The 12,602-nt window shown below is 74.6% G+C and carries 9 protein-coding genes and 1 tRNA gene; 8 read left to right on the forward strand and 2 right to left on the reverse strand.

The features are described from left to right. Positions 1-255: 255 nt before the first annotated feature. Entirely contained in the window at positions 256-1,482 is a 1,227-nt protein-coding gene (locus VKV23_09125) for a right-handed parallel beta-helix repeat-containing protein (GenBank protein HLI16196.1), read from the reverse strand. Between the two features lie 491 nt (positions 1,483-1,973). On the opposite strand from VKV23_09125, the gene lpdA reads away from it, so the two are divergent. Genes lpdA through hxpB form a run of 7 tightly spaced genes read left to right on the forward strand, consistent with a single transcriptional unit; the run spans position 1,974 to position 9,966 of the window. After that, complete coding sequence (lpdA, locus tag VKV23_09130) at positions 1,974-3,404, forward strand: dihydrolipoyl dehydrogenase (GenBank protein ID HLI16197.1); 1,431 nt, start codon at positions 1,974-1,976, stop codon at positions 3,402-3,404. Continuing rightward, complete coding sequence (locus tag VKV23_09135; protein HLI16198.1) at positions 3,397-4,770, forward strand: dihydrolipoamide acetyltransferase family protein; 1,374 nt, start codon at positions 3,397-3,399, stop codon at positions 4,768-4,770. Before lpdA ends, VKV23_09135 begins: the two co-directional genes overlap by 8 nt. 5 nt (positions 4,771-4,775) lie before the next feature. Continuing rightward, the gene (gene lipA / locus VKV23_09140; GenBank protein HLI16199.1) at positions 4,776-6,431 is read left to right on the forward strand and encodes a lipoyl synthase; all 1,656 of its coding nucleotides are present in this window, start codon (positions 4,776-4,778) and stop codon (positions 6,429-6,431) included. 14 nt (positions 6,432-6,445) lie between these two features. Continuing rightward, positions 6,446-7,582 carry an aminopeptidase P family protein gene (locus tag VKV23_09145; GenBank protein HLI16200.1) on the forward strand — a complete coding sequence of 379 codons (1,137 nt, stop codon included), beginning with the start codon at positions 6,446-6,448 and terminating at the stop codon, positions 7,580-7,582. Positions 7,583-7,586: 4 nt separating this feature from the next. Beyond that, positions 7,587-8,309, forward strand: coding sequence for an SDR family oxidoreductase (locus VKV23_09150; protein HLI16201.1), 723 nt, complete (start codon positions 7,587-7,589; stop codon positions 8,307-8,309). A gap of 47 nt (positions 8,310-8,356) precedes the next feature. Then, positions 8,357-9,220, forward strand: coding sequence for a PAC2 family protein (locus tag VKV23_09155; protein HLI16202.1), 864 nt, complete (start codon positions 8,357-8,359; stop codon positions 9,218-9,220). A gap of 5 nt (positions 9,221-9,225) precedes the next feature. After that, entirely contained in the window at positions 9,226-9,966 is a 741-nt protein-coding gene (hxpB, locus tag VKV23_09160; GenBank protein HLI16203.1) for a hexitol phosphatase HxpB, read from the forward strand. Here hxpB and leuS read toward each other — a convergent pair. After that, positions 9,938-12,418: a leucine--tRNA ligase gene (gene leuS / locus VKV23_09165; protein ID HLI16204.1), complete on the reverse strand. Its 2,481-nt coding sequence runs from the start codon at positions 12,416-12,418 to the stop codon at positions 9,938-9,940. The genes hxpB and leuS overlap by 29 nt on opposite strands. Before the next feature lie 91 nt (positions 12,419-12,509). Here leuS and VKV23_09170 point away from each other — a divergent pair. Then, positions 12,510-12,583 (forward strand) — tRNA-Ala (locus VKV23_09170). The last annotated feature ends 19 nt before the right edge of the window (positions 12,584-12,602 follow it).

Raw genomic sequence — 12,602 nt, forward strand, 5'->3', positions numbered from 1 at the left:
GAGGCCTCCAGCTTCGACTGGGCCGGTGGTGCCAGGACGTCGGTCGGTCACACCTCCCCGCCGATGTCGGTCGTCGGGTCCCCAGCTCCTGGCTCTCGCACCGTGCTCCTCGCCCGAGAGCTGCGCGGGACGGGCTCGCCACCGCCCGTCGCAAGCCCGGCGAGGGAGGCACGCGGGCGTTGCCGAGGGCACCGGTGGCATCCGAGCCGGCCCGGCGCTTGCGGTGCCGAGCCGGCTCGGCGCTGCCCGCTCGTGCTAGGCCGCGTGCACGTGGACGCGGACCCCGCGGAAGGTGTTCGTCCCGGCGCCCGCCACGACTGCCGGGTGCAGGTACCAGATGCCGTAGGCGTCGCCGACGATCGTGTTGTGGGCGATCCGGATCGCGAGCGGCGCGACGGTACCGACGAGCACGCCGGTCGTCGCGTGGTCGGTAGGCGTGAAGTCGGGGTCACCGAGGAGGTTGTTCACCCTGATCGTGTTGCCCTCGACGACGTTGCCGCTCAGGTACTGGCCGGGCGCGTGGAGGTGGACGGTCACCCCGGACAGGCCGCTGCCGATGATCGTGTTGCCCCGCACGACGTTGTCGTAGGAGGCGCCGCCGGGCAGCGCCGCGGCGAGCAGGATGCCGGCCCCCTGGCCCCTCGTGCCGTTGCCGATGAGCCGGTTGTCCTCGACGATGTTGTCGTAGACGCCACCGGCTGCGGGGTCGAGCTTCCCGCCGACGTACGCCTTGGCCGAGTGGCTCGGCAGCGTGATCCCGCAGTCGAGGACGTTGTCCTTGACGAGGTTGCCCTTGATGAGGTTGTGGTCGGCGGGGCCGAACTCGTCGGTCACGAGGATCCCGCCGGAGTTGTGCTCGACGGTGTTGCCCACGACGGTCGAGTCGGCGGCGACCATGAGGTGGATCCCCTCGCCGCAGTCGCCGGGCACCTTGCCCGTCGCGTTGCACTCGCGGTAGGCCGACGAGCTGATCGGCGCACCGGTCGGGTTGCCCCGGTCGTTGCCGACGACCACGTTGTCCCTCACGGTCACGTGGGTGACGGGCACGCCGGGCCGTCCGACGACGAGGATTCCCTCGCCGATCGCGCCCGTGACGGTGAAGCCCTCGACGGTCACCCCGGGCGTGGGAACGGTGATCCCGGTGTCGGCGCCCGCCGCGTCGATCCTGGCGTGCTCGCCCTCCAGGGTGATCGGCTTGATGACCGTTACCTGGCCGGCGTAGGTGCCGGGGCAGACGACCACCGTCGAGCCGGCGGGCGCCGCCCCGATCGCCGCCATGATCGAGGAGAACCGGGCCGTGGCGCACGACCTGCCTGGCTTCGTCGCCCGGCCGATCGGGGAGACGAAGATCCGCTCCCGCGGCGACGCCGAGGCAGCCTGCGCCCCACCGGCGCCCAGCGATGCGGCGAGCAGCAGCGCCGCGCCTGCGAGCACGCGCCGCGCCGTCGGCGGGAGCGGCGCAGCGTTCCACCGTTCCTGCACTGTTCGCACTGGAAGCATCCCTCCCCCTATCGCACGCACCAGATGGCCATGAAGACGCCTGGCGAGCGTACCTCCGTCGAGTCTTCGCAGACGCGCGGGCTAGCGCGGCCACGGGGCGCATCGCAGCTCGGCGCGCGTGTCGACCGCGCGGCGCCGAGCCCTCCGTCGCCGAGGATTCGCGCACGCCGCCCGGCTGCGGGGCTGGCGCCGTTCCGACGGCGCCGGACCTCGTCCGCGGCCACGCCGCCTCGATTCCGGCGTGCGCGGCCCGGTCTCCTGCGTCGTCACCAGCGGTGGCGCCCTCGGCCGTTCGCTAACGTCGAGCCACCGGGCGGCCAGCGCCGACCGGACCCGCGAAGGACGGTCGAGTGCCAGGCGAACGCGACGAGCCCCGGTCGTTTCGCCCGCTTCGCGAGCCGTCGGTAGGCTGGCCGCGGCGGGTGCTCCGCAGGCTCCGGCGGCGTGGTGCCCGCTCTCGCGCGGTGATGGAGGTGGTTGCGACGGCTCGGGACGACGCGCAAGCCCGGCACTACGACGTCGTGGTCGTCGGCGGCGGCCCGGGCGGCTACGCCGTCGCGCTCTACGGGGCCGCGGCCGGCCTGTCGGTCGCCGTCGTCGAGAAGGACAAGGTCGGCGGGACCTGCCTGCACCGCGGCTGCATCCCCGCCAAGGAGTTCCTCGAGACCGCCGCCGTCTACCGGACGGTGGCGGGATCGAAGGAGTACGGGGTCCAGGCTGGCCAGCCGGTCGTGGACTTCGCTGTGAGCCTCGACCGCAAGCGGCGCGTCGTCGAGCAGCTCTACCGGGGGCTGTCGGGGCTGCTGCGCAGCCGCAAGGTCGACGTCTACGAGGGCGTGGGGGTGCTGCACCCCGGGCGAAGCGTCGAGGTGCGCTCGGCGGACGGGACGGCGCGGCGCGTCACCGGCGACCACGTCGTGCTCGCCGCCGGCTCGACGCCGCGGTCGATCCCCGGCTTCGAGCCCGACGGGCGCGTCGTGCTCACCTCCGACGACGTGCTCGAGCTCTCGGCGATCCCTCGCTCGGCGGTCGTGATCGGCGGCGGGGCCATCGGCTGCGAGTTCGCCTCGATGCTCGGCGACCTCGGCTCGCAGGTCACGCTGCTCGAGGTCGCGCCGAGCCTGCTGCCGGGCTGCGACCGCGACGTCGCCGATGTCGTGGCGCGCGCCTTCGAGCGGCGGGGCATCGTCGTGCGCACCGGCGTCGAGGTCCTCGGGCACGAGCCCGGGGAGAAGGGCACGACGGTGCGCTTCGCGACCGGCGAGCGCGTCGACGCCGAGGCGGTCGTCGTCGCGGTGGGTCGCCGGCCGGCCTCCGAGGGTCTTCTCGGGCCGGAGACCGGCGTCGAGGTCGACGAGCGCGGCTTCGTCGTCGTGGACGAGTGGCTGCGCACCGGCGCCGACGGCGTCTTCGCCATCGGCGACCTCGTCGCCACGCCGCAGCTCGCGCACGTCGGGTTCGCCGAGGGGATCCTCGTCGTGAAGGAGATGCTGGCGGAGCCGGCCGTACCGGTGGACTACTCGAAGGTCCCCTGGTGCATCTACTGCCATCCCGAGGTCGCGTTCGTGGGGATGACCGAGGAGCACGCGGTGGCGGCGGGCCTCGACGTCGTCGTGAAGAGGGACCCCATCGCCGGCAACGGACGCGCCCGCATCCTCGGGGAGACCGAGGGGATGGTCAAGGTGATCGCCGAGCGCGGCCGCGACGGGCGCGCCGGGCGCCTCCTCGGCGTCCACATGGTCGGGCCGTGGGTCACCGAGCAGCTCGGCCAGGCCTACCTCTCGGTGAACTGGGAGGCGACGCCGGACGAGATCGCACAGTTCATCCAGCCGCACCCGACGCTGTCGGAGACCTTCGGCGAGACGGTGCTCGCGCTCACGGGAAGGGGGCTCCACGTTGGCTGACATCACAATGCCGCAGCTCGGCGAGACGGTGACCGAGGGGACGATCATCCGCTGGATGAAGAAGGTCGGCGACACCGTCGCCCTCGACGAGCCGCTCTTCGAGGTGTCGACCGACAAGGTCGACTCCGAGGTCCCCTCGCCGGCCGCGGGGGTGCTGACCGAGATCCTCGTGCAGGAGGGCGAGACCGTCGACGTCGGCGCCCGGCTGGCCGTGATCGCCGAGGGGGCGGCGGCGGCCGGCACCGCCGAGCCCGCCGCACCGGCCAGCGCGCCTCCGCCGCCGCCCCCTCCGCCGTCCTGGGCCCCGACGGCACCGGCGGCCACGCCCCCGCCGCCCCCGCCTCCTCCGCCGCCGCCCCCTCCGTCGCCGCAGGCCCCGGCGCCGGGCGTCGCGCTCGCCCCGGGCGGCGAGAACGGTGGCGGCAGTCGCGGCGCCCTGCTGTCCCCGGTGGTGCGGCGGCTCATCGCCGAGCACGACCTCGACCCGGCGGAGATCCCCGGCACGGGACTGGGAGGACGGATCACCCGGGAGGACGTCCTCGCCTACATCGACCGGCGGGCCGCGGCCGCAGCGCCGGTCGCCACCGAGGCCCGCCCGCCGGTGCCGAGCCCCGCGCCGGCTCCCGTTCGCGCCACGCCACCTCCCGTCGGGGCGCGCGACGAGGTCGTGCAGTTCTCCGCCATCCGGCGGGTCACCGCCGAGCACATGGTGCGCTCGAAGGCGACGGCGGCGCACACCCTCGTCGCGGTGGAGGTCGACTACGAGAACGTGGAGCGCGTGCGCAGGGCGCGCCGGGACGCCTTCAAGGCGGAGGAGGGGATCGGCCTCACCTACCTCCCCTTCGTCGCCCGCGCCGCGGTCGAGGTCCTGCGCAGCTACCACCACCTCAACTCGTCGGTGGGGGAGGACGCGCTCATCGTCCATCGCGACATCAACCTCGGCATCGCCGTGGACCTCGACAACGAGGGGCTCATCGTCCCGGTCGTGCACAACGCGGACGGTCAGTCGCTGCGGGGGCTCGCCCGCTCGATCGCCGACCTCGCCAGCCGGGCCCGAGCGCGCAAGCTCTCGGCGGACGACATCTCGGGCGGGACCTTCACGATCACGAACCCGGGGCCCTTCGGGACGCTCCTCACCTTCCCGATCATCGCCCAGCCGCAGGTCGCGATCCTCTCGACCGACGGCGTCCGCCGCCGGCCCGTCGTCGTCACCGCCTCGGACGGGACCGAGTCGATCGCCATCCACTCGGTCGGCACGCTCGGCCTCGCCTTCGACCACCGCGCCGTCGACGGCGCCTACGCGGCCCGCTACCTGCGCGACGTCGCCGCCGTGCTCGAGGGGCGCGACTGGTCGGCCGAGCTCTGACGGGCGTGGCCACGGCGCTGCGGGTTCGCGTCCTCGGGCGCGTCGAGTACCGGGAGGCGCTCGCCCTCCAGCACGCCCTCCACCGGCGTCGTGGGGAGGACTACCTCCTCCTGCTCGAGCACCCGCACGTCTACACCCTCGGCGTGCGAGCCCGGCGCGAGCACGTCCTCGTGCCGCCTGACGAGCTCGGGGGCGAGCTCGTCCGGGCGGATCGCGGCGGCGACGTCACCTACCACGGCCCGGGCCAGCTCGTCGGCTACCCGATCGTCGACGTGCCCCTCGGACCGGCTGCGGTGCCCTCCTTCGTCCACGGCGTCGAGCACCTCGTCATCGAGGCGCTGCGGCGCCTCGGGCTCGACGACGTGGGTCGCATCGAGGGCCTGCCCGGCGTGTGGGTCGCACCCGCCTCGCCCGCCGCCCGCAAGGTCTGCGCCGTGGGGGTGCGGGTGAGCCGCGGCCGCTCCATGCACGGCTTCGCGCTCAACGTCGATCCGGACCTGTCGATGTTCGAGCGCATCGTCCCGTGCGGGCTCGCGGGCCGGCCCGTCACCTCGCTCGCCGCCGAGGGCGTGCGAGCCTCGATGGCGGACGTCGTCGACGCCGTCGTCGAGGCGGCGGCGACGAGCCTGCCCGCCGCCAGCACCCCCCGGCGACAGGTCGAGCGCCAGGACTGCGCCCCGGCGCGCGCCGCCGAGCCCGAGGTGCACGCGACCGGGCCGGCGCGCCCGCTCGAGCGCCGGCTCGCTCGGGCGGGCGTCGACTCGCGTCGGGCGCTCCCGCTCGGCTCGCGCAAGCCCTCCTACCTGCGGGTCGAGGCACGGCTCGGCCCGGAGTACCTCGGGCTGCGCTCGACGCTGCGGGGGCTGAGCCTCACGACCGTGTGCGAGGAGGCGGGCTGCCCGAACATCTACGAGTGCTGGGCGGAGGGAACGGCGACGTTCATGATCAACGGGGAGCGCTGCACGCGCGCGTGCGGCTTCTGCCTCGTCGACACGCGCCGGCCCGGGCCGCTCGACCCCGAGGAGCCCGAGCACGTCGCCGCCGCGGTCGAGCGCCTGCGCCTCGCGCACGCCGTCGTCACCGCGGTCGCCCGCGACGACCTCGACGACGGCGGCGCCACGGCCTTCGCCGAGACGATCGCGGCGATCCGGCGGCGGTGCCCCTCGACGAGCGTCGAGGTGCTGATCCCCGACTGCAAGGGGAGGGAGGAGGCGCTGCGCACCATCTTCGACGCCGCGCCCGACGTGCTCAACCACAACCTCGAGACGGTCCTGCGCCTCCAGCGCGCCATCCGGCCTTCCGCCTCCTACGCGCGCTCGCTCGCGCTGCTGGCGCGGGCGAAGGCCGCCGGGCTCACGACGAAGTCGGGCCTCATCCTCGGCATGGGCGAGACCGACGCCGAGGTCCTCGGCGCCCTCGCGGACCTCGCGTCGGTCGGCGTGGACATCGTGACGCTCGGGCAGTACCTGCGGCCGAGCGCGGCGCACGTGCCCGTCGCCCGCTTCGTCCCGCCCGAGGGCTTCGAGGCGCTCGCCGCCGAGGCGCGGGCGATGGGCTTCCGCCACGTCGAGGCCTCCCCGCTCACCCGTTCGAGCTACCACGCGCGCCGGGCCGCCGCGGCGGTCGCCGCCGCTCAGCCGGCGGCGATCCGCCCCGCCTGAGCACCCCCGTCGCCATGGACGGTGCGCTCCCCGACCCCGCGCGTCTTCGGGCCCAGCGCCTCGCCGCCGTGCGCGACGCCATGGCCTCGGTCGGCGTCGACGCGCTGTGCTGTACGGGAGGAGCGGACCTCGCCTGGCTCACCGGCTACGAGGCGACCGCCCTCGAGCGACCGACCGTCCTCGTCGTCGAGCGCGACGGCGCGGCCACCCTCGTCGTCCCGGCGCTCGAGGCGCCGCGGGTCGGCGAGGACCCGCGCCTGTTTCGTCTGGCGCCCTGGCGCGACGGCGACGACCCGGTCACGCTCGTGGCGGACCTGCTTCGCGCGGCGGGCGACGTCGCCGTCTCGGACACTGCCCGGGCCGGCTTCCTCCTCGCTCTCGAGGCGGCCCTGCCCCAGGTCCGCTGGCGCGCGGCCTCGTCGATCACCGGGCCGCTGCGGGCCGTGAAGGACGCCCGTGAGCTCGCCGCGCTCGAGGCGGCCGGCGCGGCGGCCGACGAGGTCGCCAAGGCGCTGGTCGCGGGGGAGATCCCCCTCCTCGGGAGGACCGAGTCCGAGGTCGCGGCGGAGATCGGGCGGCGGCTCCTCGAGGTCGGCCACGCGGCGGTGAACTTCGCCATCGTCGGGAGCGGGCCGAACGCGGCGAGTCCGCACCACGAGCCCGGCCGCCGGCGCATCGGCCCGGGGGAGACCGTCGTCTGCGACTTCGGCGGCACCTTCCGCCTCGACGGCGACGTCGGCTACTGCTCCGACGTCACGCGCACCGTCGTCACCGGGGAGCCGACCGGTGAGCTGCGCGACCTGTACGACGCGGTGGCAGCCGCCCAGGCCGAGGCGCTGGCCGCCGTGCGACCGGGGGTGCCCTGCGAGGAGATCGACCGCGTCGGGCGGGCGCGCATCGCCCACGCCGGCTACGGTGACGCCTTCGTGCACCGGATCGGCCACGGCATCGGCATCGAGGCGCACGAGGACCCCTACCTCGTCGCGGGGAACCGCTCGCCGCTTCGCGCCGGCCACGCGTTCTCCGTCGAGCCCGGGATCTACCTCGCCGGCCGCCTCGGGGTGCGCATCGAGGACGTCGTCCTCGTCGCCGAGGACGGGGCACGCCTGTGCAGCTCGGCGGACCGCTCCCTTCGCGTCGTGGAGGCCTGAGGTCGTGGACCTCGGGCTGGCGGGACGGGTCGCGATCGTCGCTGCCTCGTCGCGTGGGCTCGGCCGGGCGGCCGCCGAGGCGCTGGCTGCCGAGGGGGCGCGCCTCGTCGTGAGCGGGCGGGACGAGGCGTCCCTCGCGACGGCGCGCGCCGAGCTCGAGGCGAGCGGGGCCGAGGTGGTGGCGCTCGCCGGCGACGTCGCCGCCCGGGGGACGCCCGAGCGCCTCGTCGAGGCAGCCCTCGAGTCCTACGGGCGTCTCGACGTCGTCGTGGCGAACGCCGGGGGCCCGCGCGCCGGGCACGCCCTCGAGGTGAGCGACGAGGAGCTCCTCGCCGCGTTCGAGGCCAACGCGCTGAGCGCCATCCGCCTCGTGCGCGCCGCGCTCCCGCACCTTCGCGCCCAGCGCTTCGGCCGGATCTGCTGCATCGCCTCCTACTCGGTCGTCCAGCCGATCCCGATGCTCGCCCTGTCCAACACGGCGCGCACCGCGCTGTGGGCCTACGTCAAGACGGCCGCGCACGACCTGCGCGGGAGCGGGGTGACGATCAACCTCGCCTGTCCGGGCGTGCACGCCACCGAGCGCATCGTCGAGCTCGGCCTCGCCGGCGACCAGGCCGGCTCGCCGGCCGACTTCGGCCAGGTCGTCGCCTTCCTCTGCTCGGTGCAGGCCAGCTTCGTCTCCGGCGCGGCCATCGTCGTCGACGGCGGCGAGTCGCTCGCCCTCTAGCCGAGGCCCGACCGTGGTCGGGGCGTGCCGGCACTAGCCTCCGAGCCGTGAGCCGCGCCCTGCGCCGTCCGGTCCCGGTCCCGCCGAGCCCGGTCCTCGTGATCGCGCTCGAGGGCTGGATCGACGCCGGCTTCGCCGCGGCGAGCGCCGTGGCGTCGCTCCTCGAGACCCTGGAGACGCAGCAGCTCGCCACGTTCGACTTCGCCGACCTCATCGACCAGCGGGCTCGTCGGCCCCGCCTTCGCATCGACGACGGGGTGCGCGGGCCGATCCGCTGGCCCGAGCCGGAGCTGCGCACCGGCAGCGACCGGCGAGGGGCCGGCCTGCTCCTCCTCGTCGGCCCGGAGCCCGACTTCCGGTGGCAGTCGTTCGCCGCCGAGGTCCGCGAGCTCGCGGTCGAGCTCGACGTCCGCCTCGTCGTCGGCCTCGGCGCCTTCCCGACGGCCGTGCCGCACACCCGGCCGATCCGGCTCACCTCGACGGCCTCGGACCCCACGCTCGCGGACCGGGTCGGCTTCATCGCCGGGTCGCTCGACGTGCCGGCAGGGATCGCGGACGTCATCGGCGAGGAGTGCACGCGCGCCGGGATCCCCTCGGTCGGCCTGTGGGCGCGCGTCCCGCACTACGTCGCCGGCATGCCGTACGCACCGGCGGCGCTCGCCCTCGTCGAGGGGCTCGCGGCGGTCGCCGGCCTCGACCTGCCGACGAGCAAGCTCGCCGAGGCCGCCGACGCAAGCCGCCGCCAGGTGGACGAGCTCATCGCCCAGTCCGAGGAGCACGCCGCGATGGTCCGCCAGCTCGAGGCGCAGCTCGACGCCGTCGAGGATCCCGGCCTCCACCTCGGGGGTCGCCTGCCCTCCGGCGACGAGATCGCCGCGGAGCTCGAGCGGTTCCTGCGCGGCGAGCGCTGAGGCCCGTGGCGCAGCGACCGGACGCGCCGGGCGCGGCCGCCATCTTCGACCTGGACGGACTGCTCGTCGACTCCGAGCCGTTCTGGCTGCGCGCCGAGCTCGAGGTCTTCGACCGGGCGGGGATCGACGTCCGCCCGCTCGTCGGCCGCGGGCACACCCTCGGGCTGCGCGTCGACGACGCCGTCGCCTTCTTCCGCTCCCGCCTCGGCTTCGCCGGTCCCTCCGACGCCGAGTTCGCCGCGCAGATCGTGGCGCGGGTCGTGGCGGCGATCGAGGAGGAGGGCGCGCTGCTGCCCGGTGCGCTCGACGCGCTCGACCTGCTCGAGTCCGCCGGGGTGCCGCTCGCCCTCGCCTCGGGCTCGGCTCCGCCGGTGATCGAGGCGGTCCTCGAGCGATTCTCGCTCGCCGGTCGCTTCGCCGCCGTGTGCTCCGCGGTCGACGAGGAGCACGGCAAGCCCCATCCCGCCGTCTTCCTGCGGGCGGCACGGCTGCTCGGGGTGGAGCCGACGCGCTGCGTCGTGCTCGAGGACGCCGTGAACGGCGTGGTGGCGGCGAAGGCGGCGCGCATGTCGGTGATCGCGGTGCCCGCCGAGCGCCATCGGGGCGATCGGCGCTACGCGCTCGCCGACCTCGTCCTCGACTCGCTCGAGCAGCTCGCCGATCCGGTTGCGCTCGCCCTCTTCGGGCTCGAGGGCGCGCCGGGCAGGGTGGCGCAGGCTAGCGCTCGCGGGTCGAGACGAGGTTGACGAGGCGCGGCGGCCGGGCGACGACGCGCGCTGGCTGACGGCCTCCGAGCGCCGCGACCACCCGCTGCGATCCGAGCGCCAGCGCGACCGCTGCCTGCTCGTCGATGGAGGCGTCGACCTCGAGACGATCGCGCACCTTGCCGTCCACCTGGACCACCATCGTGACGCGCTCGTCGCGCAGCAGCTCGGGGTCGGGGACGGGCCAGGGCTCGGCGTGGACGTGGCGGCCGGTGCGCCGCTCGTAGGCCTCCGCCGTGAGGTGGGGCGCCATCGGGGCGAGGAGCTTCAAGAGGGTGTCCACCGCCTCGCCGACGACTCCCTCGTCGGCGCCCTCCCGGCGGGCGCGGCCGATCGCGTTCGTCAGCTCCATGCACGTCGCCACGGCGGTGTTGAAGGCGTAGCGCTCGAGGTCCTCGGTGACCGAGGCGATGCTCCGGTGGACGAGGCGGCGCAGCGCCTCCCCGGCGGCCTCGCCGTCGTGGGCGGTCTGGGGGCCAGCGGTCCCGTGCTCGTCGTCCTCGCCGAGGGCGAGGCGCCACACCCGCCTCAGGTAGCGGGCGCAGCCGTCGATGATCTCGTCGGTCTGCTCGCCCCAGTCGATGTCCTCGACCGGCGGACCAGCGAAGAGGTGGAAGAGGCGTAGCGCGTCGGCGCCGACCCGCTCGAAGTACTCGTTCGGCGACACGACGTTGCCGCGCGACTTCGACATCGCCCGGCCGCCGAGGCGGATCATCCCCTGGCAGAACAGCTGGGCGAAGGGCTCGCGTATCTCGGCCGGGGCGAGGCCGAGGTCGGCGAGGGCGCGCGTGTAGAAGCGGGCGTAGAGCAGGTGCATGATGGCGTGGGTGATCCCGCCGATGTACTGGTCGACGGGCAGGAAGCGGCGGGCGGCCTCGACGTCGACCGGGACGTCCGTGCGCCAGGGCGCGCAGAAGCGTTCGAAGTACCACGACGAGTCGACGAAGGTGTCCATCGTGTCGGTCTCGCGCCGCGCCGGGCCGCCGCAGCGAGGGCAGGTCGCTCGGAGGAAGCGCTCGTGGTGGACGAGCGGCGACTCGCCGGTGGGCAGGAACTCGACGTCGAGCGGCAGCAGGACCGGGAGGTCCTCCTCGGGGACGGGGACGATCCCGTCGCGCTCGCAGTAGAGGACGGGGATGGGGCACCCCCAGTAGCGCTGGCGGGAGATGAGCCAGTCCCGCAGCCGGTACTGGACGGCGCGCTCGCCGACGCCCTCGGCCTCGAGCCAGGCGATGGCGCGCTCTTTCGCCTGGGCGACCGACAGGCCGTCGAGGAAGCCGCTGTTCACCTTGACGCCGTCGCCGGTCCACGCGCCGCCCTCGAAGCCCTCGGGTGGGGCGACCGTGCGCACGACGGGGAGCCCGTAGGCCATGGCGAACTCGAAGTCGCGCTGGTCCTCGGCGGGCACCGCCATGATCGCTCCGGTGCCGTAGCCGGCGAGGACGTAGTCGGCGACGTAGACCGGCACCTGCCGGCCGTTGAACGGGTTCGTGCAGTAGCTGCCGGTGAAGGCACCCCGCTTGTCGACCGGTCCCTCGGTCGACAGCCGGGCGATGTCGGACTCGGCGCGCGCGCGTGCGACGATCTCCTCGACGGCCTCGCGCTGGGCCGGGGTCGTGAGCCGGCCGACGAGCGGGTGCTCGGGCGCGAGGACGACGTAGGTCATGCCGAAGCCGGTGTCCGGTCGGGTGGTGAAGACCTCGACCGACAGGTCGGCCCCGACGACGGGCAGGCGGATGCGGGCCCCCTCGGAGCGACCGATCCAGTTGCGCTGCATCGTCTTCACGCGCTCTGGCCAGTCCAGGCCGTCGAGGGCGTCGAGGAGCTCGTCGGCGTAGCGCGTGATGGCGAGGAACCACTGCTCGAGCGAGCGGCGCTCGACGACGTCGCCGGAGCGCTCGCAGGTCCCGTCGGCGAGCACCTGCTCGTTCGCGAGCACCGTCTTGCAGCCGGGGCACCAGTTGACGGGGGCCTCCTTGCGGTAGGCGAGGCCGGCCTCGAGCATGCGCAGGAAGATCAGCTGGTTGAAGCGGATGTAGTCGGGGTCGTGGCTGCGGATCTCCCGCCGCCAGTCGTAGACGGCGCCGAGGCGCAGCACGCTCTGCTTCAGCTCGGCGATGCGCGCCTCGGTGTACTCGAGCGGGTGGCGCGCGCCGCCCTTGATCGCCGCGTTCTCCGCCGGCAGCCCGAAGGAGTCGAAGCCGAAGGGGGAGAGCACCCCGTAGCCGAGCATGGTCCGGTAGCGGACGAGGACGTCGCCGAGCGTGTAGTTGCGGATGTGGCCCTGGTGGGCGGGACCGCTCGGGTAGGGGTACATGCACAGCACGTAGTAGGGCTCGCGCGGGTCGTCGTCGTCGATCTCGTAGGTGCCCCACTCGGCCCAGCGCGCCTGCCAGCGCGGCTCCACCTTGGCGAAGTCGTAGGGCGTGGCCACGGCCACAGGTTAGTGAGCCACGCGCGAGCGCCCCAGCTCGGGCGGCCGAGCGAGGGACCGGAGGGTCGGTGGTAAGGTGGCCGGGTCTCCCGGGGGCGTAGCTCAGCTGGTAGAGCGCTTGACTGGCAGTCAAGAGGTTCGGGGGTTCGAGTCCCCTCGCCTCCACCGAAAATCGCAGGTCAGC

It is taken from the genome of Acidimicrobiales bacterium (assembly GCA_035294085.1).
GTDB lineage: Bacteria > Actinomycetota > Acidimicrobiia > Acidimicrobiales > Bog-793 > DATGLP01.